This window comes from Arthrobacter ginkgonis, assembly GCF_039540195.1.
Classification (GTDB): domain Bacteria; phylum Actinomycetota; class Actinomycetes; order Actinomycetales; family Micrococcaceae; genus Zafaria; species Zafaria ginkgonis.
Genome location: NZ_BAABEO010000012.1, coordinates 63,346 through 87,400, shown reverse-complemented (window position 1 = coordinate 87,400; position 24,055 = coordinate 63,346). Strand labels below are relative to the sequence as shown.

The 24,055-nt window shown below is 66.1% G+C and carries 30 protein-coding genes and 1 pseudogene; 5 read left to right on the top strand and 26 right to left on the bottom strand.

All coding sequences use genetic code 11. From position 1 onward, the window contains the following. Positions 1–48: 48 nt before the first annotated feature. The 13 genes from ABD912_RS10105 to ABD912_RS10045 form a co-directional block, all read right to left on the bottom strand. Entirely contained in the window at positions 49–1,392 is a 1,344-nt protein-coding gene (locus ABD912_RS10105; RefSeq protein WP_345150510.1) for a peptidoglycan DD-metalloendopeptidase family protein, read from the bottom strand. Positions 1,393–1,477: 85 nt separating this feature from the next. Beyond that, complete coding sequence (gene ftsX / locus ABD912_RS10100; RefSeq protein ID WP_345150509.1) at positions 1,478–2,392, bottom strand: permease-like cell division protein FtsX; 915 nt, start codon at positions 2,390–2,392, stop codon at positions 1,478–1,480. After that, a complete protein-coding gene (gene ftsE, locus ABD912_RS10095; protein ID WP_345150508.1) occupies positions 2,389–3,186 on the bottom strand; it encodes a cell division ATP-binding protein FtsE in 798 nt (265 codons plus the stop codon). The genes ftsX and ftsE overlap by 4 nt, the downstream gene beginning before the upstream one ends. 215 nt (positions 3,187–3,401) lie before the next feature. Further along, positions 3,402–4,067, bottom strand: coding sequence for a CoA transferase subunit B (locus ABD912_RS10090; RefSeq protein WP_345150506.1), 666 nt, complete (start codon positions 4,065–4,067; stop codon positions 3,402–3,404). 1 nt (position 4,068) lies between these two features. Beyond that, a complete protein-coding gene (locus ABD912_RS10085) occupies positions 4,069–4,851 on the bottom strand; it encodes a CoA transferase subunit A (RefSeq protein ID WP_345150504.1) in 783 nt (260 codons plus the stop codon). Between the two features lie 243 nt (positions 4,852–5,094). After that, the gene (prfB, locus tag ABD912_RS10080; RefSeq protein ID WP_345150503.1) at positions 5,095–6,216 is read right to left on the bottom strand and encodes a peptide chain release factor 2; all 1,122 of its coding nucleotides are present in this window, start codon (positions 6,214–6,216) and stop codon (positions 5,095–5,097) included. 85 nt (positions 6,217–6,301) lie between these two features. Continuing rightward, positions 6,302–6,760 (bottom strand): hypothetical protein, encoded by a 459-nt coding sequence (locus tag ABD912_RS10075; protein WP_345150502.1) that lies wholly within the window; start codon positions 6,758–6,760, stop codon positions 6,302–6,304. Next, positions 6,757–7,137, bottom strand: a complete 381-nt coding sequence (locus tag ABD912_RS10070; RefSeq protein WP_345150501.1) for a hypothetical protein — start codon at positions 7,135–7,137, stop codon at positions 6,757–6,759. Before ABD912_RS10070 ends, ABD912_RS10075 begins: the two co-directional genes overlap by 4 nt. A 103-nt stretch (positions 7,138–7,240) precedes the next feature. Then, on the bottom strand, positions 7,241–7,666 hold the full coding sequence (locus ABD912_RS10065) for a TadE family protein (RefSeq protein WP_345150500.1): 426 nt from the start codon (positions 7,664–7,666) through the stop codon (positions 7,241–7,243). Between the two features lie 9 nt (positions 7,667–7,675). Further along, positions 7,676–7,912, bottom strand: coding sequence for a hypothetical protein (locus ABD912_RS10060; protein WP_345150499.1), 237 nt, complete (start codon positions 7,910–7,912; stop codon positions 7,676–7,678). A gap of 96 nt (positions 7,913–8,008) precedes the next feature. Then, complete coding sequence (locus ABD912_RS10055) at positions 8,009–8,950, bottom strand: type II secretion system F family protein (RefSeq protein WP_345150498.1); 942 nt, start codon at positions 8,948–8,950, stop codon at positions 8,009–8,011. Beyond that, on the bottom strand, positions 8,947–9,798 hold the full coding sequence (locus tag ABD912_RS10050; protein WP_345150497.1) for a type II secretion system F family protein: 852 nt from the start codon (positions 9,796–9,798) through the stop codon (positions 8,947–8,949). Before ABD912_RS10050 ends, ABD912_RS10055 begins: the two co-directional genes overlap by 4 nt. Next, positions 9,795–10,040 (bottom strand): hypothetical protein, encoded by a 246-nt coding sequence (locus ABD912_RS10045; RefSeq protein ID WP_345150495.1) that lies wholly within the window; start codon positions 10,038–10,040, stop codon positions 9,795–9,797. The genes ABD912_RS10050 and ABD912_RS10045 overlap by 4 nt, the downstream gene beginning before the upstream one ends. Before the next feature lie 177 nt (positions 10,041–10,217). Between ABD912_RS10045 and ABD912_RS10040 the strand changes: the two genes are divergently transcribed. From ABD912_RS10040 to ABD912_RS10030, 3 genes are all read left to right on the top strand, one after another. Then, positions 10,218–10,661, top strand: a complete 444-nt coding sequence (locus tag ABD912_RS10040; protein WP_345150493.1) for a hypothetical protein — start codon at positions 10,218–10,220, stop codon at positions 10,659–10,661. A 482-nt stretch (positions 10,662–11,143) separates the two neighbouring features. Continuing rightward, entirely contained in the window at positions 11,144–11,347 is a 204-nt protein-coding gene (locus ABD912_RS10035) for a hypothetical protein (protein WP_345150491.1), read from the top strand. Between the two features lie 449 nt (positions 11,348–11,796). Then, the gene (locus ABD912_RS10030; RefSeq protein WP_345150488.1) at positions 11,797–12,033 is read left to right on the top strand and encodes an excisionase family DNA-binding protein; all 237 of its coding nucleotides are present in this window, start codon (positions 11,797–11,799) and stop codon (positions 12,031–12,033) included. On the opposite strand, the gene ABD912_RS10025 is transcribed toward ABD912_RS10030, so the two are convergent. Continuing rightward, positions 12,030–12,638, bottom strand: a complete 609-nt coding sequence (locus ABD912_RS10025) for a hypothetical protein (RefSeq protein ID WP_345150486.1) — start codon at positions 12,636–12,638, stop codon at positions 12,030–12,032. The two genes, ABD912_RS10030 and ABD912_RS10025, sit on opposite strands and share 4 nt — an antisense overlap. Before the next feature lie 153 nt (positions 12,639–12,791). Here ABD912_RS10025 and ABD912_RS10020 point away from each other — a divergent pair, with 153 nt between their 5' ends. Next, on the top strand, positions 12,792–13,013 hold the full coding sequence (locus ABD912_RS10020) for a hypothetical protein (RefSeq protein ID WP_345150485.1): 222 nt from the start codon (positions 12,792–12,794) through the stop codon (positions 13,011–13,013). A gap of 114 nt (positions 13,014–13,127) precedes the next feature. On the opposite strand, the gene ABD912_RS10015 is transcribed toward ABD912_RS10020, so the two are convergent. The 4 genes from ABD912_RS10015 to ABD912_RS10000 all read right to left on the bottom strand — a co-directional run bounded on the left by ABD912_RS10015 (position 13,128) and on the right by ABD912_RS10000 (position 15,425). Next, positions 13,128–13,325: a hypothetical protein gene (locus tag ABD912_RS10015; protein ID WP_345150483.1), complete on the bottom strand. Its 198-nt coding sequence runs from the start codon at positions 13,323–13,325 to the stop codon at positions 13,128–13,130. A 29-nt stretch (positions 13,326–13,354) separates the two neighbouring features. Beyond that, the gene (locus ABD912_RS10010) at positions 13,355–13,870 is read right to left on the bottom strand and encodes a GAF domain-containing protein (RefSeq protein WP_345150763.1); all 516 of its coding nucleotides are present in this window, start codon (positions 13,868–13,870) and stop codon (positions 13,355–13,357) included. 521 nt (positions 13,871–14,391) lie between these two features. Beyond that, entirely contained in the window at positions 14,392–14,577 is a 186-nt protein-coding gene (locus ABD912_RS10005; protein ID WP_345150481.1) for a hypothetical protein, read from the bottom strand. Positions 14,578–14,579: 2 nt separating this feature from the next. Continuing rightward, positions 14,580–15,425, bottom strand: a complete 846-nt coding sequence (locus ABD912_RS10000; RefSeq protein WP_345150480.1) for a hypothetical protein — start codon at positions 15,423–15,425, stop codon at positions 14,580–14,582. Between the two features lie 236 nt (positions 15,426–15,661). On the opposite strand from ABD912_RS10000, the gene ABD912_RS09995 reads away from it, so the two are divergent. After that, a complete protein-coding gene (locus ABD912_RS09995) occupies positions 15,662–15,886 on the top strand; it encodes a hypothetical protein (protein WP_345150478.1) in 225 nt (74 codons plus the stop codon). Between the two features lie 132 nt (positions 15,887–16,018). Here the strand turns inward: ABD912_RS09995 and ABD912_RS09990 are convergent, their stop codons facing one another. The 8 genes and pseudogenes from ABD912_RS09990 to ABD912_RS09955 all read right to left on the bottom strand — a co-directional run. Further along, the gene (locus ABD912_RS09990) at positions 16,019–17,710 is read right to left on the bottom strand and encodes an SGNH/GDSL hydrolase family protein (protein WP_345150477.1); all 1,692 of its coding nucleotides are present in this window, start codon (positions 17,708–17,710) and stop codon (positions 16,019–16,021) included. Between the two features lie 52 nt (positions 17,711–17,762). Next, positions 17,763–17,978, bottom strand: coding sequence for a hypothetical protein (locus ABD912_RS09985; protein WP_345150475.1), 216 nt, complete (start codon positions 17,976–17,978; stop codon positions 17,763–17,765). A 6-nt stretch (positions 17,979–17,984) separates the two neighbouring features. Then, positions 17,985–18,194, bottom strand: coding sequence for a hypothetical protein (locus tag ABD912_RS09980; protein ID WP_345150473.1), 210 nt, complete (start codon positions 18,192–18,194; stop codon positions 17,985–17,987). 293 nt (positions 18,195–18,487) lie between these two features. Then, the gene (locus ABD912_RS09975; protein ID WP_345150471.1) at positions 18,488–19,882 is read right to left on the bottom strand and encodes a DNA primase family protein; all 1,395 of its coding nucleotides are present in this window, start codon (positions 19,880–19,882) and stop codon (positions 18,488–18,490) included. Beyond that, positions 19,879–20,205, bottom strand: a complete 327-nt coding sequence (locus tag ABD912_RS09970; RefSeq protein ID WP_345150469.1) for a hypothetical protein — start codon at positions 20,203–20,205, stop codon at positions 19,879–19,881. Before ABD912_RS09970 ends, ABD912_RS09975 begins: the two co-directional genes overlap by 4 nt. Before the next feature lie 936 nt (positions 20,206–21,141). Further along, complete coding sequence (locus ABD912_RS09965) at positions 21,142–21,549, bottom strand: hypothetical protein (RefSeq protein WP_345150467.1); 408 nt, start codon at positions 21,547–21,549, stop codon at positions 21,142–21,144. 2 nt (positions 21,550–21,551) lie between these two features. Beyond that, complete coding sequence (locus tag ABD912_RS09960; RefSeq protein ID WP_345150762.1) at positions 21,552–22,943, bottom strand: recombinase family protein; 1,392 nt, start codon at positions 22,941–22,943, stop codon at positions 21,552–21,554. 56 nt (positions 22,944–22,999) lie between these two features. Next, a pseudogene (locus tag ABD912_RS09955) lies at positions 23,000–23,977 on the bottom strand (CpaF family protein); the annotation flags it as partial. Positions 23,978–24,055: the final 78 nt, after the last annotated feature.

The following is a 24,055-nucleotide window of genomic DNA, read 5'->3' as shown; positions in this document are numbered from 1 at the left end:
CCTGAAGTCGTGTGGGGTCCGCCGTCGGCGCGGAACATCCCCTCTACGCTACAGCAGGCCCAGCGGATCCACGGCGCTGCCGTCGAGGATCGTCTCGAAATGCAGGTGGCAGCCGGTGGAGTTGCCGGTGGTGCCGACGTACCCGATGACCTGGCCCCTGCTCACGTGCTGGCCCACGGAGACCACGTAGGAGGACATGTGGTGGTAGTTGGTGGCCAGCGCGTGGCCGTTGACCACGCCGTGGCTGATGGTGACCTTCTTGCCGGAGGTAGCGGACATGGCCGCGAACCACACCTCGCCGGACGCGGCGGCCCGGATCGGGGAACCGCAGGCGCCGCCGAAGCCCCAGTCGACGCCGGCATGCACGTAGCCGCCCATGCCTCCGTAGTCGATGGTGCCGGCGGGAGTGGGCCGCCAGCCGAAGCGCGAGGTGATGTAGCCGCCGGTGGCCGGCTTGGACAGGCCCCACCCGCTGACGGAGGTCGACGGCTTCGAGGAGCCGCCGGAGGAGCCCCCCGAGGAGGATTTCTGGCCGTTCTTCCTGGCCGCCGCCTCCTCAGCCTTGCGCTTGGCCTCGGCCTCGCGCAGCAGCTTCTCCTGGCGCGCCTTGATGTCGGCCAGGACCGCTGCGTGCTCGGCCTCCTGGGCGGACAGGCGGGCCTGGATCTTCGGCCGCTTGGCGGCAAGTTCGTCGGTGAGTTCCTCGGTCTGGGCGACCAGCGCGTCGACCTCCCGCTTGGATTCCTCGGCCTCGTCGCGGGCGGCCTGCTCGCGCGCCAGCGCGGCATCGGCCTTGGCCTTGAGCCCGACGATCTCCTCCTCCACCGCGACCAGGCGCGCCTGGGCGTTGCGGTCCGTGGCGCCCTGCTGGCCCAACCGGTCCAGCGCCGCGTTCTGGCTGCGCATCGCCTGGTCGGCCAGGTCGATGCCGTTGGCCAGGTCGCCGTCGGAGGCCGCCTCAAGGATCAGGCTCAGGTCGCCGGAAACGCCTCCGCGCTTGTACGCCTGGGTGGCGATCTGGCCGATGACCTTGCGGACGTCCTTGTACTTGGCCTCGTCCTCGGCGATCTGCCGGGCGATCTGGTCCTTGTTCTCCTGCGCCAGCTCCACGCGGGCGGCCAGGGCACTGACCTCGTCCGTCGCCGCCTGCACCCGGCCCTGCGCTTCGGCCAGGGCCGCTTCGGCGGCGGGCAGCTGGGACTGGTAGTCCTTGAGCTTGGCAGCGGTCTTCTGGATGTCCGCGTCGAGGTATTCGAGGTCCCCTTCGAGGCTCTCGATGCTGTCCTCGATCTGTGCCTTTTGGTCGTCGAGGTCGTCGGCGACCGCGCCGGAGGCGGCCACGCCCACCGCCAGCAGCGCCGCCAGCGCCGCTCCGGCGATTGTCCTGGGCATGCTCCAGCGTCCGTATCCAGCCAAGCCAGCTTGTCCTTTCAGGGGTCCGTTGTGCGTCCGACGGCGGGCGTTGCGCCCGCGCGGACTAAACCTTCAAGTAGCGCCTCAAGGTTAAGGCTGACGATACACCAGCCAGCAGCGCCCCGAGGGCCACGAGGGCCGGGGCCAGCAGCAGGACGTCGCCGGTGGAGATGAATGCGGTGCCCGGGTACTCGCGGGACAGCCGGCCTTCGATGAGGAACTGCGCCACGGCCCACAGCGCGCCGGCGGCCAGCACCGCCCCGAGCACGGCCGCGATGACGCCCTCAAGCACGAAGGGCAGCTGGATCACCAGCTTGGACGCCCCGACCAGCCGCATGATGCCGGTTTCGCGGCGGCGGCTGAAGGCGGAGAGCCGGATGGTGGTGGCCACGAGCAGGATGGCGCAGACGATCATCACGGCGGCGATGCCCACCGCGACCAGCGAGGCGATGTTCATCATCGAGAAGATCTTCTCCAGCAGCTCGCGCTGGTCCACCACGACGTCCACGCCCTTCATCGAGGAGAAGAGCTCGTTGATGATCTCGTACTTCTCCGGATCCACCAGCTTGACCCGGAAGGATTCGGGCAGCTGGTCGGCGGTGACGGTGTCCACGATGGGCGAGTTCCGGAACTGCTCGCGGAAGTGCGCCAGGGCCTGGTCCTGGGACTCGTACTCGAAACTGTCCACGTACGGTTTCACCGCGTCGGAGCCGAGCATCTCGCGGATCCCGTCGCGCTGTTCGCCGGTGACGGCGCCCTCGGCGCAGGTGGCGGAGCCGTAGTCCTCGCCGCAGAGGAACACGGCCACCTGCACGCGGTCGTACCAGAAGCCCTTCATCTGGTTGATCTGCATCTGCAGCAGGGCGGCCGAGCCCACGAACGTCAGCGACACGAACGTCACCAGCACCACGGAGACGACCATCGAGAGGTTCCGTCGCAGGCCGGAGGCGATCTCGGAGAGGATGAACGCGAGCCTCACAGGTCGTCCTCCTCGGTGTCGAAGGGGGCGATGGCCTGCGCGGCGGGCTGCAGGGCGGGTTGCGCCGCGGGTTGCAGCTCGCGGGTGCCGTCGGCATTGATGATCGGAATCATGGTGGTGTACTCCCCCACGGCCTCGTCCCGGATGACCTTCCCGGCGTCGAGTTCGATCACGCGGCGGCGCATGCTGTTGACGATGTCGTCGTCGTGCGTGGCCATGAGCACGGTGGTGCCGTTCTGGTTGATCCGGTCCAGCACGTTCATGATGCCCACGCTGGTGGCGGGGTCCAGGTTGCCGGTGGGTTCGTCGGCCAGCAGGATGCCGGGACGGTTCACGATGGCGCGGGCGATCGCCACGCGCTGCTGCTCGCCGCCGGAGAGTTCGCTCGGCAGCCGGCGCTCCTTGCCCTCCAGGCCCACGGTCCGCAGGACCTCGGGCACGGTTTCGCGGATGACGGCGCGGCTCTTGCCGATCACCTGCATGGCGAAGGCGACGTTGGCGAAGACGTCCTTGTTGGGAAGCAGGCGGAAGTCCTGGAAGACGACGCCGATGCCCCTGCGCAGCCGCGGCACGCGCCAGCTGGGGATGCCGGCCACGTTCTGGCCCGCCACGTAGACGGAACCGCGGGTGGCGCGGTCCTCGCGCAGCACCAGGCGCAGGAAGGTCGATTTGCCGGAGCCGGAGGCCCCGACCAGGAAGGCGAAGTCGCCGCGGTTGATCTCGATGTCGATTCCGTCCAGGGCAGGCCGGGACTTCTGGTCGTAGATCTTAGTGACGTGCTCGAATCTGATCATGGTGGTTCCGCCCACAGGGACCACCGGTGCGCGGCCATGGATGCGGGGCTTTGACTGGGAACGGTTGCGGCACCGGCACTAGGCACTCTAGCGGCAGGCGGCACCCGCCCCCGGGACGCGCGCACGGCATGGCGCGCCGCGGTTCCTGTGAATCCGGACATGGATCCACCTACTGGCGCAGATCCCGCCCTGCGGAAAGGGGGCGGTGCGCCCCCTCAGCCGGCGGGAGCGGCGGCCGGTTCCAGCCCCGGCGCCAAGGCCAGCGGGGGCTCGGTGGCGGCGCGGACCTGCTCCACGGTGGTGCCGGGCGCGGTTTCGGCCAGCACCAGCCCGTCGGCGGTCACGTCGATGACGGCCAGGTCCGTGATGATGCGGTGCACCACGGCCTTGCCGGTGAGCGGCAGCGAGCACTCGGTGACGATCTTCGGGGAACCGTCCTTGGCCACGTGCTCCATCAGCACGATCACTTTGCGGGCGCCGTGGACCAGGTCCATGGCGCCGCCCGGTCCCTTGACCATCTTGCCCGGGATCATCCAGTTGGCCAGGTCCCCGCGGGCGGAGACCTGCATGGCTCCCAGGATCGCCGCGTCGATCTTCCCGCCGCGGATCATCCCGAAGCTGGTGGCGGAGTCGAAGAAGGAGGCCCCGGGCAGCACGGTCACGGTCTCCTTGCCGGCGTTGATCAGGTCCGGGTCCAGGTGGGCCTCGTCCGGGTAGGGCCCGACGCCGAGGATCCCGTTTTCCGACTGCAGCACCACCGTGCGCCCGGCGGGCACGTAGTTGGGCACCAGGGTGGGCAGCCCGATGCCGAGGTTCACGTAGGATCCGTCGGCGAGTTCGCGGGCGGCGCGGGCGGCCATCTGTTCGCGGGTCAATGCCATCTCAGGCCTCCGTCCCGATGGTGCGCACGGTGCGCTTTTCGATGCGTTTCTCGATGTCCCGGCCCACCTCGACGATCCGGTGGACGTAGATGCCGGGCAGGTGGACCGCGTCGGGGTCGATCTGCCCGGGCTCGACGAGCTCCTCGACCTGCGCGATGCAGATCCGCCCGGCCATCGCAGCGGGAGGGGAGAACTGGCGAGCGGCCTTGTTGAAGACCAGGTTGCCGTGGCGGTCTCCGCGGGCTGCGTGGACCAGGGAAAAGTCGGTCACGATCGATTCCTCCAGCACGTACTCGGCCTCGGCCCCGCCGGGCGCGAAGGTGCGCACGTCCTTGGGCGAGGAGGCCTGCACGACGTTCCCGGCGGCGTCGTACAGCTGAGGCAGGCCGCCCTCGGCGACCTGCGTGCCGACGCCGGTGCGCGTGTAGAAGGCGGCGATGCCGGCGCCGCCGGCGCGCAGCTTCTCGGCGAGGGTTCCCTGCGGGGTGAGTTCGAGCTCCAGCTCGCCGGAGAGGTAGCGGCGGGCGAACTCCTTGTTCTCCCCCACGTAGGAGGAGGTCATCTTGCGGATGCGCCCGGCCTCGAGCAGGATGCCCAGCCCCCACCCGTCGACGCCGCAGTTGTTGGAGACCACGGAGAGGTTGCCCGCGCCCTGGGCCAGCAGCGCCTCGATCAGCTGCACCGGGTTGCCGGAGAGCCCGAAGCCGCCCACGGCCAGCGAGGCGCCGTCGGGGATGTCCGCCACGGCCAGGGCGGCGGTGGCATAGGTCTTGTCGATCGCCATCTGAAGCGGCCTTCCTCCTGAAGGGGCTCGCGCCCGTCCGGTTCCGCGGCGGGGCCTCGCGGTGCTTCGCAACGGCCCCTTCCCGCCATCCAACCGCCCGCGGGCGGCGGAGGCAACGGTTGCGGGTCTCCCGGTCTCCGGTTCCCTGTCGGTTGGCCTCCGCCCGCCTGAATACGACGACGGCCCGCCTCCTGCGCACGGGGGGGTGCACCGGAGACGGGCCGGAAGGTTGTTGCCCTAGGGCTATTCCGCGGCGGCGGCGACGCGGGCGTTGGCGCGCCAGCGGATGCCGGCGTCGATGAAGTCGTCGATCTCGCCGTCGAGCACCGCGGAGGTGTTGCCGACCTCGTGCTCGGTGCGCAGGTCCTTGACCATCTGGTACGGGTTCAGGACGTAGGAGCGCATCTGGTCGCCCCAGGACGCCTTCACGTCGCCGGCCAGGGCCTTCTTCTGCGCGTCCTCCTGCTCCTTCTTCAGCAGCAGCAGCCGGGACTGGAGCACGCGCAGCGCGGCGGCGCGGTTCTGCAGCTGCGACTTCTCGTTCTGCATGGACACCACGATCCCGGTAGGGATGTGCGTCAGGCGCACGGCCGAGTCCGTGGTGTTCACGGACTGTCCGCCCGGGCCCGAGGAGCGGAAGACGTCCACGCGGATCTCGTTGTCCGGGATCTCGATCGAGTCGGTCTGCTCGATCAGCGGAATGACCTCGACGGCGGCGAAGGAGGTCTGGCGGCGGCCCTGGTTGTCGAAGGGGCTGATGCGCACCAGGCGGTGCGTGCCGGCCTCCACCGACAGCGTGCCGTAGGCGAAGGGCGCGTTGACCTCGAACGTGGCGGACTTCAGCCCGGCCTCTTCGGCGTAGGAGGTGTCCATGACCTTGGTCGAGTAGCCGTGGCGCTCGGCCCAGCGCAGGTACATGCGCATAAGCATCTCGGCGAAGTCGGCGGCGTCGACGCCGCCGGCGCCGGAGCGGATGGTGACCACGGCCTCGCGGGAGTCGTACTCGCCGGAAAGCAGTGTCACGACCTCCAGCTCGGCGAGCGACTTGCGCACGGAAGTGAGTTCCTTCTCCGCCTCGGCGAGGGAGTCGGCGTCGTCCTCCTCGGCGGCGAGCTCGACGAGGACCTCGAGGTCGTCGATGCGGGACGCGAGCCTTTCGAGGCGCTCGAGGGCGGACTGGCGGTGCGACAGCTTGGAGGTGACCACCTGCGCGGAGGCGGGGTCGTCCCAGAGGTCCGGGGCGCCGGCCTGCTCGGAGAGTTCGGCGATGTCCGCGCGGATCTTGGCGACGTCGGAAACTTCCTCGATGGAGGCGTACGTGTTGCGGAGGGCGCGGAGTTCCGCGGCGAAGTCAGTTGCAGCCATGGTCCTTCCAGCGTACGGCATGGCACCGGCCGAGCGCGTGGCACAGTCCGATCGGTGGGCAGAGTCCGATCGCGTGGCCGGACCTTCAGCGCGTCAGGATGGTGCGCGCGTTGCTCTCCACGGAGATCGGGATGCCTGCGGGCACGAACCAGCCGACGATCGGCGGGTGCACGGTGGCGCCCAGCCGGATGTGGGCGGTGCTGCCGGCGGGGTCAGCGCCGGCGGACAGCACGGTGAACCCGTCGAACCGCACGGTCGCTCCGGTGTCGCGCGCGTACTCGAGGGCGGCGGCACGGACTGCGGCGTCGGTGAGCACCAGCCCGACGGCGCCGGTCCCTTCTCCCTGTCCCTGCGCCACCGTGTAGCGGTCAGCGGCGGCGGTGGCGGCGCCGTCCGCCACGCTGAGCAGCCGCCGTGCCTCGGTGGTCACGGCGGTGGCGGCGAGGGTCCCGCTGACGGCGAGCAGGGCGATCGAGACGTAGCCGGCGGCCAGGACCAGGATCCGGCCCTCCTCCCCTGTTGCGGGCACGGGCGCGCGGCTCATCCGAACCGCTCCACCCGGTGGGTGGCCGAGGCGGACGCGCGGCCGACGTCGGCTCCGGCACCCGAGGGAAGCAGCGGCAGGGCGACGCGCACGGTCACCGTGACCGTCACCCGCGACCCCGGGTCCAGACAGGGGCCGGAGCAGCGGATGGCAACCTCCTCGCTGCCGGCCGGCAGCCCCATGTTTCGCACCGCCAGCGCGGCGGCGTTGGCGGCCGAGGCACGGGCTCCGGCCTCCGAGTCCGCCGCGACGAAGACCTTGGCCGCATGGTCCGCGGCGCCCACCGCCGCGAACGCCGCGGCCTGCAGCTGCGAGACGGTCAGGATCGCGTACACCACGGGGATCAGCAGCAGCACGCCCAGGAAAATGAACTCCACGACGGCCGAACCCGATTCCCCCGCCCAGCGCTTCCCGCCCCCGCTCCACAGGCGCCGAAACCGCCGTCGGGCAGGAGCGCCCCGGTGCACGGGTACGGCCGGGCTAGCCATAGCGCACCGCCTCGGCTTGGACACCGAGTTCCCCGGCCACCGGCAGGTAGCCGACAAGCGGGAAGCCTGCGCGCACCGTGACGCGCAGGCCCTCCTTGCCGCCGATCGTGGTGACTTCGTGGCCGACCTCGCAGCGGAAGGATGGCCCGAGTGCCGATGCGATCAGCTCCCGGGTCCGCTCGGCGCCCTCTGCCGGGCTGCGGTCGGCAAGTGTCCCGTGGCGGGCACCCGTGGCTGCCGCATCCAGCAGCGTGTTCCGGACATGGAGGACCAGGGCCAGTTGGACGACGGACAGGAAGACGGCCGTGAGCAGCGCTGCGACCATGATGAACTCCGCCACGGCGGAGCCGGTCTGGCGGCGGGCGCCGGACCCGCCGTGGCGTCTGGTCCAGCGCCCGACTCCGCGCCGGTGCCTCACCGCCACGGCCTACCCCAGGCCCGCGACCCGGCTGATGGCCTGGTCGAAAAGCGCCTCGAGGCGGGGGCCGGCCACCGCGAGCAAGGCGGCCACGAGGACCGCTGACATCAGGGTGATCATCACCCACCCAGGGACGTCGCCGCGTTGGTCCCGGCGTAGCCCTGTCACGATGCCGCTCAGGAACGCGGTCGCCGCCAGGCAGGCCCCGAGTCCGCGCTTCTTCCAGTCTTCGACGTGTTCCCTCATGGTTCTCCCCTTCTCTGGTTTGTACCTGTGGTGTGCAAGATCCGTGGTGGTGCAGGCCGGGTGGCGGCACTGGCTCGGCGCTTGTGGCCGGTGCCGTTAGTAGTTGAGGTCGATCAGCGACAATCCTGGGTAGACGGCAAAGACGATCGTGAGCGGAAGGATTCCAAAGACGACCGGGACCATCATTCCGATTTCCTTGCGACCTGCGGTTTCCATGAGTTCGCGTTTGGCGCTGTCCCGGACATCCTGGGCCTGTGCCCGCAGGACCTGGGCGAGCGGGGTCCCGCGCTCGGTGGCCACCGTGATGGCATCGACGAAACGGGTCATGACCGGGAAGTCCACCCGACGGGAGAGGTTTCCCAAGGCTTGAACGAGCGGCGTGCCGGCACGGACCTCGGCGAGGGCCGCCGTGAATTCGTCGGTGAGGTCGCCGCGGGACGTCTTGCAGACCCGTTCGATCGCACCAATGGTGGTGTCGCCCGCGCCGACCGCCAAGGCCATCAGTTCGGCGACGCTGGGGAACTGGCCCAGGATTCGACGGCGCCGCCGAACAATCTGTTCGCCGAGGTACCACTCGCGCAGAACAAATCCGCCCACGGCCGACCCGGCAAGCAGGACCAGCGAAAACAGCCCGTTGAAGGTGCCCGCGGCAGCCGAGAAAGCCACAAAGGCCCCGGCCAGCAGAAACGCCGCCCCCGACCACAGGAGCTGGGAGGCCCGGAAGTCCGGGACCGCCAGGCTCAGGCCCGCTTTGGCCAGCCGATCCTCCAAGCCCCCGCCCACAGGGTTCAAGCGGTTGGCCCACCCCACCAGATCGGTGAACAGGGGACGCATGATGCGCCCCAGCGGACCGAACGGTGTCTCCGACGGATCCTGGGCCGCCAGCAGTCGGGAGGCTGGCCGGCCCGACCGCAACTGCGGAGCGACCCGCTCGGCGAACGGAACCCGGCGCATCGCGGGCAGGCGGACGAAAACCAGCCAGAGGCCCGCCCCCGACAGAAAGCCCATGCCCGTGGCCCACGCCTCCCAGGCGCTCACTTGACGATCCGCTCTTCAGAGGGAAGTGTCCCGATCCGCAGCATCGTCTGGTAGCAGAGAACGGAAACCCCGAATCCGATGCCCAACACCAGTGCCCCTCCAGGGCTCGAATAGGCCTTGACCGCCTGGGGTTGCCCGGCCAGCAGCAACAGGATGACCCAGGGCGCGGCGACCGCCAGACGGGCCGCATTGACGGTCCATGACTGCCTGGCCGCGAGCTCGCCGCGCGTTCGTGCACTGTCCCGCAGGAACCCGGCCAGCGTCCCCAGCATGTCGCCGAGGTCCGACCCACCGACCTCGCGCGTGATCCGCAGCGCGGTCACGATCTTGTCCGCAACCGGATCAGCCAGGCGGATGCGCAGCGCCTCCACCGACTCGTCGAAGCGAACCGTGGCCCGGTAGTCGCGCGCAAAGTCCGCAAACGCCGGGCGCAACTGTTCGGGCCCTTGGGAGGCAAGTTGACCCAGGGCCTCTGGCAAGGTGAGGCCCGCCCGTATCGCGGAGCGCAAATGGTCGACGACGTCGGGCCACTGGCCCCGCAGCGTGGCTTCCCGCCGCGCTGCCCTCCAGCGCAGGATTGAGAATGGGGCCGCGGCACCAAACACCCCGAAGGCCAAGGCGATCACCGGCCCTTGGGTGATGACCAGGACCGCCAGAAAGAAGAGCACGCTGCTCGAGACCGTGGCTGAAACGAACCCCCCGGGAGCCATCTTGTCCATGCCGGCCCGGAGCAGCAGGGTCTCGATGCGGCCGGGTCCGCGCACCCGGGACTGTCGCGGTTCCGCCCAAAAGGACCACCAGACAAGGAACGTCCCAAGCCCCAACACGAGCCCGAGGACCAGGCTCATGACACGACCTCCATCAGGTCCGCGACGTCAATGCCGGCCCGCTCGAGTTTGTGGTGGGACAGGTCGGCGGAGGGCATGAGCGCCAGTTCCCCGCCACGGCGGCCGAAGACACTGGAGGTCTCGATGACCCCGTTCTCCACCCTCCGTCCCAAGGCCAGGATTTCCGCCACGTACCGCCGCGCGGACGGCGAGCGTTCGCAGTGGACCACGAGGTCTATGCAGGCGGCGACGGTGGGCAGCACGAACTGGCTTGAGATTAGTTTCGAAGCACAGCAAACAATAAAAGCCCCGGCGGTGCGGTAACACCCCGGGGCACGGCCACCAAGCTAGGACTTGATCGCATGAACCAGCATACTGCCCCCCAACCCATTTCTGCAGGATCTCGCGTCCGAGATCGTGTCACTGGCAAGACGGGGACCTTGCGCAGCTACTACGGCATCTCCGCCCTTGTGGAGTGGGATGAACTGCTCAACGAGGACGACGTTACCCGCGTAATTTCCATCCCTACCGCGGATCTGATGTTGGTTGAGGCGCGCTCCTACCTTCATCCGGAATGGTGCTCCCACACCAGCTATTGCGCCCCCAACGACATTGACAGCGTGCACGAATCCACTCCCGCGACGCTCACGCGGCCCGCCGCAAACCACGGCATCGACACCGGCGCGGAATACAGCGTGCAGGCCCAGTGGATGCGGTACAACGGCACCCCCGGAGACGAACTGTTCCTGGCGTTCGATTCGGAGATGCAGGACGGGGAAGTTGCCTTCAGTGCCAGCGCGTCGCGGATCCGAGAGCTCGCCAAGTGGCTAGAGGCGCAGGCGGACGCCTTTGAGCTGGCACGCGTCAAGGAGGCCGGCAAGTGAGCCGCTTCCTCGAGTCCGTGCGCTACTGCGTCGGCGTTGCTGTGTTCCTGTTCCTGGCCTACGCGCCTTCCCTCATCACCGGCCCCACCGTTTAGGGCTCCCCACCCCTTTACCGGGGTGCTGGGATGCCGCCACAGATCTCCTGCTGTGACGGTTTCCGAGCCACCCGGCCCGCGTCGTTCCTGCTTACCCGACGTAACTCAGTGAGTCCCGGCAAAGATTCAGCCGAACGGGCGGCAACCATGACCAGACGGAATGATCAACCCCTGGCCATGACATACCACCGCTGGCCCTCTTTCAGGGGGTCGGCTACTGGTATTGGCGCAAACGGGGCGCGCCGTTTTCTGCCCGGCGGCAATGGGGGCCAAGCAAAGCCAGCCCGTAGGGCCGCTTCCGTCTTTGGAGTCTCCCCGTGAGTACCCAACCTGTCAGCCCCAGCCCATAGCTTCATCACCATCACCGCACCTTTGAGAGGACACACCATGACTACTTCCAGCACCCAGGCACTCCTGGCGGACTTCAGCGATGCACAGATTCGGGCCGAACTTGGCCGGCGCGGCCTCTTCTCCCTGGAAACCACCGTCCGGGATCTCGCGGCCAAGGCGCATGAACTCGGTATCTTGGCCGCAGATGCCACGGGCTTCTACATGGACTGGATGCATGACCAGCGGGCGCTGGCGAACTAGCCCTGAACGCACGAAAACCCCCACACAGCCGCGTGGCTAGGTGGGGGCTTTTTGTGGAGCAAGGGGAGAATGCCCAATTTTTCCGCAGACAGGAATAAGACAGCGACAGGCTGGGTTGCCACAATCGACAGCGACGGCTCTCGACTTGAGGCAGCCGCCAATTCGGCTTCTACGTATGGAGGACTCATGACGGCACTTGTTTCCAACAACAACGGGCCACCAGCCGTCGCGGTCTCCCCGCGGCTCGGGAAAGCACTCCCGTGCTCCTCAACAACGAAGACAACGATCCGAACCTCATCAACGAACTGGCGCTCCTGCTGCTCGGGTTCGCCTTCGATCTTCTCTTGATCAACCTCGAACGCATGTAGGCAAGAGACAAACCCCCACCCGGCCAAATTGGCTAGGTGGGGGTTTTCGCTGTTATCGCTTGGGGGCGATAGCGTGACCGAATGAGCGAGCTGAAGGATTGGAATACGCCGGCACAGATTGCCGAACACTTCAACATCTCCACTAGCACCGTCTACGCGAACATCCACAACGGAGCGTGGGAGTGCACGCGGTTCGGAGAGCGGATCTATCGATTCTCGCGCCAGCAGGTCGAAGCCATAGTGAACGCCGGCACCGACGCCAGGAAGCCCCGCCGCAACAAGGCGCGGCTCCGCGAAGCGCTCCGCATCATCTCCTAGGTCAGAACGCTGGGGTCCTCAGACGTTGACGGACCTTCGAGGCCGCAGGCAGAAATGACCCGGTCGAACCACGTCCAAGCTGACTCCAATGTGGAGCCGATCGGCCTTCCTCCGACATGGGCATCATAGAGCGGTCTGAGTTTGGGCTGCCGATCGTGTTCTGAGTGCACTTCTCCAGAGCGTTTCCAGCGGATTGAGGGACTGATGTAGAAAAGCGCTCCGGGCTCCGGGTGCGGGCCGAAAAAGTTACGCGCCGGTCCGGCCGTAGCGGTCGAAACCATCTCGTGCGCGTGACGGTGCCTAATCCACCGGAACGCGCCGACGACCTGTCCGTAGCGGTCTGCGTCGCGTGCGCTGTTATAGACCGCCCCCAGCTGTGTTTCAAACACGTCGTCAAGAGCCATGGTCCACCAGACTCCCTCAACGGCGGCCGCCCAGCATGCTCGCGCATCCATCCTGTCCCTAGAAGAACGACTCCAGGCATTTCTGAGTGCTTCCCTGGCTGCATGAACGCCACCTTGCACTTCGGGGTGGAACGTCGGCGGCGAGTAGTCCTGCCACTTCGCAAATCTGGGGTTGTCCGGGTCGCTCAAAAGTGCGCTCATACCTCGATCCTAAGTTCAGGTTCCGGGCCGCGTGGCCACCGCTTCCTTGTAATTGCCGATAGCCTACTGGCTAGGCCTGCACGTGACTGCCCGCCTAGTCAAACGTCGGAAAGGTCTGCCGAAAAACCGAGTCTGCCCCGCTAGGATCGGGGCATGACGACTACGGGGACTAAAAAGAGCAATCGGAAGCCAGGCGACGCAATGGTCGGGTTCGGCGGGGTGATCGCCATACTGTGCCTGCTCCTGCCGATCGCCGCTGCTGCCACTGGCGGCGGTGGGGCGCCGTTCCTAATGCTCGGCACCATACCGGCGCTGCTGCTCGTGATTGCCGGTTACCTGAAGCGCATCACTGCCGCCCTGGAGAATCGCCCGTAGGCAGTCCCTTAACCCACGAAAGCCCCCTCCCGGCCATGACGGCTAGGTGGGGGCTTTCCTCGTGTTCATCGTCGGCGACGGCCACGGGCCTAGCCACACGCAGGAGCGAAGGGCCTATGCCCAGCGATGGGCCAGCCGGGCCGCTTGCCTGTAGAGGGGCCGACGAACGCTGGCCTGCGCTAGCTCTTGAGCTTTCTTCTCCGCTGCCTCGTAATAAGCGTCGGGGTCTTGCAAGAGTTCATCGGCGCGGTTCGTCCACGGCTTGGCTTTCGCCACGCCCGACGGGATCTTTCGATTTACGTTCTCATTCATAATCTGAACCTCCCTAGAGTTCAACCTATCTAGCGGGATACGGCCAGCGCTATACCTGAGGCCATGAGAAGGCCAATACACCGGACGTACATTTCGTCGTACTCGGTCAGCTCACCAGGGGTGGGTGCATCCACCGTGAGCATGCCGTAGATCTCGCTTTCGCCGCGAACTGGAACGCTGATGAAGGTAGCGTAATCACGGTTCCTCTGCGGGTCCCAGCCCCTAATAACATTCGTATCGATTTCTGCAATGTCCTTGACAAACAGAGACTGATTCTCCTCGAGAAGCTTCCACACATGGTTCCCCCGCTTGGTGTTCTTCTCGAACACAGAAGACGCAGTCACGTTTCGTCCCAACGAAGAGTCTGGCTCCAAGCGCTGTTTCTTGGATCCCGACGCAGCCCAGACACGATAATACGAGGCGCGGACCCTTCGTTGGCCGGCCCCATGCCGAGCGGCCTGAAGGCAGGTCTGAATGAGGCGCTGGAGAAGGTCCCGACGCCGCTCCGGAGACCGAGCAGCCGAAAGGGCAACAAGCTGCTGCATCGCAGGCGCCAGACTGTCATTGATCTGCAGTTGATAGCGCCGAAGAGCTCGAACCTCTCGATTCTTGTCCCAATGCGCGAACACTGGCACAGACAGAGTGCCGATAACACCCGCCAGGACCGTGCCAACGATCCACCATGCGTTCTTGGTTGTGTCGACTTCATAGCACGCTTGGAGGACGCCACCGCCAGCAACAGCAAGGGCAACGACTATCGTCGACCGCCACTTGATCCAGAAATTCAGCACGAGGCAACAGACTACAGGTGTCTGTCAAGTGCCCAAGAAGCAATGGCATGAGATGACGAAACGAGGTCCTTTCCATGGGGATATCCCCCTGGAGTCCGTTCTAGGCCCCTGGAAAACAGGGGTCCGAAAAGTTTTGAACCCTCCGCACCATCGAGAGACCTCACCGGCGGTGTGGATTCGGGGCCTTTTGGGGGCCTCCCCCCACCCCTTTTGGGTTGGATATCCACAGGGGGTGTACGGGGCCGCCAGCGGTATGCTGGCGGCCCCGTGGTTGCCTACTTGCGGGGCTTGCCGAACCGCCGTCGGGCCTCGGCTATGCCAGCTGCGGGTCCGGTGTGTGTCTCGCTTGGCTGTTCTGGTGCATTGGTGTCAGCTGGCGTGCTGAGCTTCTCTCGCTTGCCGAAGCGCTTGTGTGCTTCGTTCTTACCCTTGTCCCACCCGCTGATGGTGTTGTCGTTCATGTTTAGGCGTCCTGTTCTGCGTGTGTTGCGAGTGCTGCGGCTTTGGCGTCCTTGACGGTTGCTGCGAGTTCGGCATCTGTCGGTACCCACGGTTCGGCTTCGGGGTGATCGAGGATCCAGGCGTGGAGTCCAACCGGCTCGGGGTCTCCGTTGACGGTGGGCCACGGCGGGGTGAGGTTTTCGCGTCCCCATACGGATCCACGTCCTACTTCGAGCCATGCGGGCCAGAGCTCGGCGTAGTTGCGGAGTGCGGCGAAGGTCTTGAGCTTCTGGATGGCGTCGTGGGTTCCGAGCCGGCCGACGATGGTTCCCTGAGCGTCGCGGATTCGGAACACGAGGGTTCGAAGTTCGACCATCCTCCGCCATTCGTCTGTCTTGCCCGCGGTGATCGCGTCTTCGGCATTTTCGATTCCATGCAGGCCCAGCTGCCGCGACTCGGCGTATGCGTCTTGCAGTGTGCCGTTCAGGTGTCGGAGCAGCTGGTTGTAACCGCCCTGGATGATGGTGTCCAGTTCGGTGCCGAGATGCTGTTCGGCGGCTTCGAGGAGCTTAACCGTGGCTTCGGCTGTGCGGACGTTCTCGGCCGCCCGGGCTGCCTCGGTGGTGCCAGCTTCGATTGTTGCCTGAGCATCGGCAGGTTCGGCGGTGAGCAGGTCGCTTGCCAGTGTCGCTGCGAGATGGGCCGCGGCGTCCTGGGCGTCTTGCTGCGCTGTCTTCGCCTGGGCGAGCGGTGCTTTGAGCGCTTCCATGGCTCGCGTGCGGGCATCGTATCCGGCAAGGGATGAGAGAGCGGCCTTGAGCGGGGCGGACGGCGAGTAGAAGCGGGGGGCGTTCGGGATGTAGGTCATGGTGTTCCGTTCTGTTGGTGCTGGGTAAGTCAGCTATCACTGCGGATAGGGGGTATGGGGAAGGCCCGCCAGGTTGTGGCTGGCGGGCCTTCGGGGTTGTTGCGGGAGTACTGCACTATTCCGGCGATAAGGGGGTCTACCCGGCATACACGGCTTAATCACGGTGATCACATTGTGTGCCGGGTAGTATGGCGGCACAGCAGCGCTAAATGGGCGCTCCTTTACCTGGGGAAGTAATGGTAGATATCGCACTTAGTGTTGTCCCGGAGCCGGAAGAGGGAACGGCTTCCATCATTGCCATTGAAAACCTGGTACCGGCATTCGTCGGCAAGGGTGAAGTGAATTTGAACTGCGGTGAATGCGGTTTCCGGGTCGCTGAGGGGCTGGAGCAGGCTTCCCAGCTTCAGAGTTTGGTGTTGATTTGTCCGCGCTGTAAGTCGCATTTGGCATCACGGCTGTAGTCGCAGACCCTCGTCTACTTTGGTGGTAGGCGAGGGTCCCGAATACCTGTTATCCGCGGTTTGGACGTGTCTACCCGACCGTCGAACCTAAGGCACTCACACCCCGCCGGAGAAGCAGGACTCTTCCGGTGGTTAGGCCAGTCCTAGCTTGGTCAGGTTGAACACGTCCACCTGGCCGATGTAGCCGGTGAGGATTTCGCCGGGCTTGGCGGTAACGGAGAAGGACAGGCCAACGGCCGTCATTCCTGATGCGGGTACTGTGAAGGTCGCGTACTGAGGTCCGGGCGCCGCGGAGGATGGCTCGTCGAACACCACGGTCTGGACCACTTCGGTCTGGTTGGTGATGGCCACCTTGATGCCTTCGCCCGTGGTGCTGGAGGTCTTCACCTTGAAGTAGATGCCCAGGACGTCCCCGGGCGCCCATCCCTTGCCCGGCTGGGAGGTGTTTGAGGCGACGTAGGTGCGGAAGGTGGAGCCCTTGTAGGAGCTGCCTGCGCTGTTGTCGACGTTGCCCTTGAACCAGCGACCTACCGTCAGGCCGTCGCCGGCGACCGGGTCGGCCCACCCGCTGCCCGTGTCATTCTGTGCGCTGACGCGGGTCCAGGTGTCCCACCAGTTGGCGTTCGCGCCGAGCGGGTCAGAGATGAGGCCCGCGCCCTTCACGGTCACCACCGGTACGCGGGTGGGGATGATCGACCGGATGACTGGGGCGACGGCGTTGGCGATGGCGAGGTGGCCCGCGTTCCCGGGGTGCGTGCCGTCCGGAACGGTCTGCTCGTACTCGGTGCGCAGGCGCCCATCCGTGGGATCGGCGGTCGCGGTGTAGACGTCCGCGACGGGGATGCCTTGGGTAGGGGCCCAGAGCTTGATCCACGAGTTGTAGGCGGTGGTGAGGGCGTGCCGGGCGTCGTTCGCGGAGCCCTTGCCCACGGCCGGCACGGTGTTGAGGATGAACGGGATCTCCGCGTCCTGGGCCAGCTTGTGCGCGGCGATGATGTTCGTCTGGAAAGTGGCCAGTGGGACCGCCTGGGATGCGTCGTTGGTGCCGCCCATGTAGACGATGATGTTCGCTCCGGCCGTGATCATGGCGGGGATGCGGGCGTTGATCTGGTCGGTTCGTTGGCCCGGGACGCCGCCGTTGACGGACGAGATATAGGCGGTGCCTGCGATGCGCGGCGTCACGAGGCGGTAGGAGCGGCTGACGTTCGTGGATCCGGCACCGTCCGTGATCGAGTCTCCCGCGAAGTAGCAGACCCGGCCGCCCGGAACCTTGACGCCTGGCGCCAGACGGACCTTGCTGACCTTGGGGAGCGTTGCCCCGTCAATTGCGGCATTAAGTCGAGTGGCGATTCCCGATACGGGGTTGTCCAGGTCGCCTTCCACGGTGGTGCGCACGACGATTCCGGCGGGGGCACCCACAAGGTTGGCGGCGTCAACCGCTGCCTGCGTGGCTGACTGCAGCTCTTCCACGATCTGATGCCACGTGGTCAGTGGAGGTGCTGCGGGCGAAGTCGTCAGCCTCGGCAGGGCCGTGTACGCGGTCGGGCCCGTCCCGGCAGGCACGGAGACGTACTCGGCCCAGGCCCGCCCGGACGCGGACCGGATGGTGACCTTGTACGCCCAGGCCGGGTCCTCCCCTTCCGGGGACGGCTCCAGGTCAAGGGTCGCGGTCCCGGCGGTAATGCCGACCTTGGTCGGCTCCGGCAGGACCAACGCGGTCCCGGAGGTGTGCATCGCGGTCGGTTCTACCTCGATCGTGCCGGTGATGAAAGACGCAGGCACGCCAGTGCCACTGCGCAGGTCGAACGGAATGGCGTGTGCCATGGATACTCCTAAGGGGTTGATTCGGGGTTGCCGTGGGCGTCGGTGAGTCCGGTCATGACTGGTCCTTGCCTGCCTGGATTGCATCGGCTATTGCGGTGGCGATGCGCAGGGCTTCGGGGATGGGGAGCACGTAGCGAATTTGCCGGCCGTGAAAGATAGCGACGGCGGGTTCGTTGCCGTTGTTGCCTTCCAGGGTGGCCGGCTCGCAGGTGAGCGAGTGCGCGTCTTTCAGGTTCTTGAGGTAGAACTCGTTCCGGGAGATGAACATGGGTTGTTAGTCCTCGGGGCTGGTGGTGGGTAGTGGTTCTTCGGGGTTGCCGGCGGCGTCGCACAGGTCGTGGATCCGGTCGGCGAGGGTTCGGGCTTCGAGGTACGTCAGGTGCGCTTGGACGCTGGGGCCGCGCATGAGCGCGATTCCCGGTGTGGCGGTGCTGTCCTTGTCCCTCCAGGTGCGGGTGCGGGCTTTGAGGTAGGGGCGGGTCACGGTTGGTCCTCCTGGCAGTGGTGGACAAGCATGCGGGCTTCGGCGGATTCGGCGCGGCGCTTCCAGTAGTTGGCTCGCTCTTCCATGTGTCGGGCACGTTCCCAAAGAGCGGCGGCTGCGGCCGCTGGGGGCCATTGCCTTAGTTGACGGTCGGTGAAGGCGTAGCCAGCCATTAGAGGGTTCCTTTCAGCGGTGGGGGGAGGAGGGGGAGATATTCCCGGCCATCCCTACAAACCGTTTCCGTGAGAATCACTGGGAACTTCTCCCCCATCTCCCCCCTTTCTACGTTTTGCCTAGTCAAGTTCGTCTTGGTCATTGCGGAGCCCCAATCCCTTCCAGATCTCTTTTCCTGCGCTCTTGCCTTCAGTGACGCCGTTCCTCCCCCGGACCTTTGGGGCAAGCTGGCGTGGCGTCAGTTGCTCGGCGTCGTTGTCCCGTGCCCACTCCATGTAGGCGTGGTGCAGTTCGGAGCGGGTTACCCGGGCGGCCGGGGCGATGACGCAGCGCTCGGCAAGGAACTGCTGCACGTCGTCGTTGTCTGCCCGGTAAGACTCGGTGCGAGCCAAGACCGCGGGCGGAGCCGCCAGCCCGTCGTCCTGGTATTGGGCTAGCCCCAGCACCGCCCATGCCAAGATGGCGGCCCGGTTCAGTTCGAGGCGTTCCTCAAGCTTGGGATCCTCGCGGCCGATGAAGGAGACGTCGAACGGCACGATGCGCATGCGCGCCCATACGGCGGTGGCGTCGGCGTCCACCTTCGGCAGGTCGTTGGTCAGCATGAAGAACGTGTGCGAGGGGTCGAACTCCACCGGGTTTTGCCCCATGAACTTGGCTTCGATGGTGTCACCGCCGGTGAGGCTCTTCATGGTGGATTCGGCGAGCTTGTCGCCTTTTTCCAGTTCGGACATGACAGCCCAGCGGGCGCCGCGCAGACGCATACGGGAGGCCAGTTCGCCGGCCGATCTCTGCCCGTAGCGGCTGGCAATGAGCATGTCGTTTGAGGCGGTGATGGCGTAGTCCCCGAGTGCTCCGGACAGGGCCCGGGCAAGGACTCCCTTGCCGTTGCGGCCGCTGCCGGTGGCGATCACGAGGACGTGCTCGATCACGCGCCCAATCAGGGCCAGTCCGGCGTACCGCTGGAGGAATCCCCGCACGTCCTCATCCGGGAGGCTGGAGGACAGGAACGCTTCCCAGTCCTCGCTGTACGCACTCGGGTCGAACGCGCAGCCGGTCGCCTTGGTAATGTGGTCGGCCGGGTCGTGTGGGCGCAGCTGGAGCGTGTGGAGGTCGAGCGTCCCGTTCTGGCAGTTCAGCAGGTAGGGACTGGAATCGACTTCGGCCGTGAACAGTTGCCGGGAGGCCAGGGACAGGACGCCAGCGCTACCGTGGGCGGTCATGCTGGCGTTTACGTCGGATGCCAGGTCCTTGTCCGTCATGGCTTCCTGCCAGCTTAGGGTCAGCAACTCGGTCAGTACCGCGTGGGCTCGGGCTTCCCGTTCGTCAGGAGCCCAGCGGGTGCCGTCCCATGCATGCCACCCTGCCCCGTTGACGTAGAGGATCCGGCCACGCCCGTAGGTCGCCAGACGGGACGCCATGCGCTGGTGGGAGCGAAGGCCCTTGTCCTGCCATTCCCAAGGCTGCGTGTAGTCCTGTCCGGTCGCTTCTGCGAACGCCCGGGCAAGTTCGGTCAAGCTGCCACCTCCTGCACGTCTCGCAGCCAACCGCCGCGGCGGAGGCCGCTCATGAAGGCTTCGAGGGTGGGAACCGGCTTGACGGTGGCTACCGGTGTGGGCCGGTCTTGGAATCTCGGCACGGTCAGCGCGTCCGCTGCCGCCCGGCTGAATGCCCGCGTGTGGGCCTCTGCGGCGTCCATTGCGTAGTAGGCCCGGGCGGCCAGTTCTGCGGCGTCTGCGGCTTCCCGGTGGCCGTCCGCGTGGCCGTGCACATAGCCGTCAGTGCGTCCCAGCATGTAGATACGGGAGGCGGTGCGGTTCTCGGTGATGAACGCGGCCATTTGCTGATCGTTCACAGGCCACCGCCCAGCCGGCGCGGGTCCACGGTTACGAGCTGGCACAGGACGATAGAGGCATCTAAGCCTTCCATGTGTGCGCGGTCCACGGCTCGCTGGGCCGATTCGAGCGAAAACAAGACCCGGCGCCGGTAGCGGCGGAAGTCGTCCCCCGGACGAGGGCGGATCTGGACGATGGCGACGTAGCAACCTGCCACGAGTCCGGCGTGGTCCGGTAGAGTGGAGACAGAATCGCCGCCCTGATTCTTTGGAGCCGTCCCGGCCTGGTCGCTGGGGCGGTTTCGTTTTGTCGGCTGCATTAGAGTCGATCACCGCCTGCACGGAGCCACTTCGCGTGCTGCACTTGGTTCAGCGGTTTACCCATGACGGCGCCGGCACGGGTGTAGGTCACGGCCGGCGGGTGGATCGCTTCATGCCAGCCAGACGGAAGCCAGTGGGCGGACGTGGTTTCGTCGCGGTAGACCTCTCGGGCCAGGAATCCAGCGTCGCGTCGGGACATGCCGTGCTCACGACGGAAATACGCCGTGAGGTCGCGTAGGTCCACTGCGTTTCGGACTTCGGCGCGGGTTCCCTTGGCCGAGCATTCGCTCGAAGGGCAGTGCTGAGCCGCGACTCTCAAGAGGCATCACCGCCCGCGGGACGCAGCAGGACGGCGATGCGGTCCAGCTGGTCAGGGGTGAGCGGCGGGGCTTCCGCGACAGCTTGAGCTACGTAAGCTTCGAGACGCTCGGCCTTCATCTTGCGGCGCAGTTCAGTTACGTCCGCATTAGGATCTCGGCGCTTTGCGTGAGCGATTTGCGATCGCGTCTTTGTCCAGGACGACATTTCGACCTCCGGGCATGAGAAACTCACGCTCCGGTGGGAGGCGTCTACCGTCAGAATCCGTAATCGGCCCTCTGACTGGACCGGCTTTCGCTATTGCTAGTAACCTATAGCATCCAGTGAAGATAAGTCAAGAAACTTGACGCCACCACTCTTCAGTTTTCGCAGCATGTAAACCAACGATTCTTGCCGCTTCGGCATGTCTCGTCCGCAGAAGTCGCAGCGGAAGGGAATGGTGAAGTGCGCGTCAACATCCATGACCAAATGCATGTCAGGTGTGCGCCGCTCCTCCACGTATTTCATATCCTCAGCGAAGTCGGCCGCACCTGCTGGCTCCTCGCCCCACACGTCGTAGCTCCCGATCACGATCCGCCGATGAGACCCACGCCCGGTGCAGCCAATTTCCACAATGGTGCGGCGGTCTAGGTATCCGTCTGCGGCCGCCGACCCGCGGCGGCTTGTCCCATCCGCCATGACCGTCAGCGGGCGTTGCTTGCGTCGGCTCATGCTCAGGCCTTCCATTCGATCTTGATTCGTTCGGGGTCAAAGGTGCGTGGGGCTGCTTTGCGTATCGGCATGACGGTCACGGTCATCAGGGCATCTATGACGGCGCGGCGTTTTTCGATGCTGGCAGCCTCCCACCATGCAGCCACGTCGGATATTTCCGGCCCTGGCAGGGAGCTACCGGCGCCGAGGGCGGCGAGCTGTCCGTTTACGTTGTCCAGCTGCGTGGTGACTCGCGCTGTGATCGCGGCTAGCTGAGCGGCCGTAATGTGCCCATCGGCGTAGCTGTCGGCAGATTCTGCCAACCTTCCGCGCAGGGCCACAGCCTCATTCTGCAGGGAGGCCATCCTGTTGCGGTCCCCCGGTGCTGCCAGTCGGCGGCGTACCTCGGGATCCGAGAGTCGGGCGACAACAACGCGGGAAACTAGATCCTCTACCGGTGCGGCCGTCTGGAAGGCGTGTCCACTGCCGGGTGTAGAGCATTTGTAGTAGTGCCTGGTTTCGCTGGTGTTCCTGGCCCGCGAGGATGTCTTCATGGGCTCTCCGCAGGTCCCGCAGCGAAGCATGCCGGCAAGTACGTGTTTTACTCGGGAGTCTGTTTGGCTCCGACGGTTCGGGTTGGTGACTACAGCCTTGGCGGCGCGCCACTGGTCCTCCGTGACGATCGGGGGGTAAATGGACTCTCCAACGACTTCGCCGCGGTAGACGGATAGGCCAGCGTTCGTGGGCCGCATAACGAGATTGCGGACGCTGGTGGAGGTCCAGGCCTGTCCCCGCTTGGTTGCTACGCCCCTGCCGTTCAGGTCGCGCACGACTGAGCCGATACTTTCCCCCGCGCTGATGGCGGCGACTGCCCGGCGGATCTCGGCAGCCTCCGCTTCCACAATGACGGGTCGGCGTTGGGCGTCGAGCTCCCACCCGAATGGGACAGGGCCACCCGTAAGCTTGCCCGCGTGGGCCAGTTCCCGCTTCTTCCTGGTGATGCGCTCTGACTTGTGCTCTGATTCGAAGCGGTCCCATGCGCCCAACGTTCTAGCTACGGCCCGGCCGGATGCGGTGCCGAGGTCCAGCTCTCCGGCCTTCACGGTCCGCGTCATGATGCCGCCGGCCTCGGCTACGTCGATGTATTCCTCTAGCTCTTTCGGGGAGCGGTGCAGCCGGTCCGTGTGCCAGGTGATGACCGCCTGTACCGAGCCGGCGCGCATGGCGTCGAGCATCTGCCGATAGGCCGGGCGGGGCTTGCCAGAGTATGCCGATGTGTCGTTGTCGGTGAATACGCGGGCGACGTCCCAGCCGAGCCGGCGGGCGACTTCGCGGCAGTCGATTTCTTGGCGCTGCACTCCGAGGCCGGCGCCTTCCCGATCGCTGGAGATGCGGCAGTAGATCGCCGCTTGCATACCCTTCGCTGTTGCCATGCCACCACTCTACCTGTTGGCTGTGGTTTGACATTGCAACTACTGGAAATGTTTTCCCCCGCCAGCAGCGGCAGGGTGCATATCTTCGTGACCGCGTCATGCGCACTGTTCGCATGGATCGTGCAAAGACCGGGCAATCCGCTGTTCAGCGCGATGAGCATGTCCAGGCTTTCCGCCTCGCGCACCTCGCCGATGACCAGCCGGTCCGGGCGCATCCGCAGCGCCTCCTTGACGAGTCGGCGCATGCCGATTTCCCCTTCGCCTTCAAGGTTCGGCTGGCGGCACTGCAATGCCACGACGTCGCGCAAGGGGATCTTCAGTTCAAAGACTTCCTCGACGGTAACCACGCGCTCGCGGCTGCCTATTGCCGAAGAGAGGCAATTGAGCAGCGTGGTCTTGCCGGCCTGGGTGGCGCCGGAAACCAGGACGTTCAGTCCTGCAGAGACCGCCAGTTCAAGGTAACTGGCCGCATGGCGGCTCAGCGAGCCCAACTCCACCAGATGGTCCAGCCGCGATGCCCTTGCGATGAACTTGCGGATGTTGACCGCCCACTCGCTGCGGGTGATGTCGGGGATCACCACGTGCAGCCGTGACCCGTCAGGCAGGGCCGCATCCACGAACGGTGATGAGAGATCCAGTCGCCGGCCCGACGAGGCGAGCATCCGTTCCACGAGCGTGCGGACCTGCTCCGCCGCCAGCCGTATCGACGTCAGTTCCGAGGTCCCGCCCCTGGAGCAGTAGATTTCCGACGGGGAATTGATCCAGATTTCCTCGACCGTCGGATCATCAAGCAGCGGCTGCAAGGGACCGAGGCCGGCCACCGCATCAAAGACCCGGCGCACCGCTTCGTCCAGCGGCCCGAGCGGTGGCAGGGATCCAAGCATCGAGCGTTCGTCGTAGTCCCTCACCGCCGCCTCGACGATCCGGCGCACCTCCGCAGCTTGGCGGGCAGGATCGAGCGCACGCCTGCGAACCAGTTCCCGGACCTCGTCCTCGACGATGCCAATGCCGTCCATAGGTCGTTCCCCCCACGGTGCGGAAACCGGCCGCCCCCAGCCCGTCGCATCCGTAGGCCAGACACTACCCAGATGACA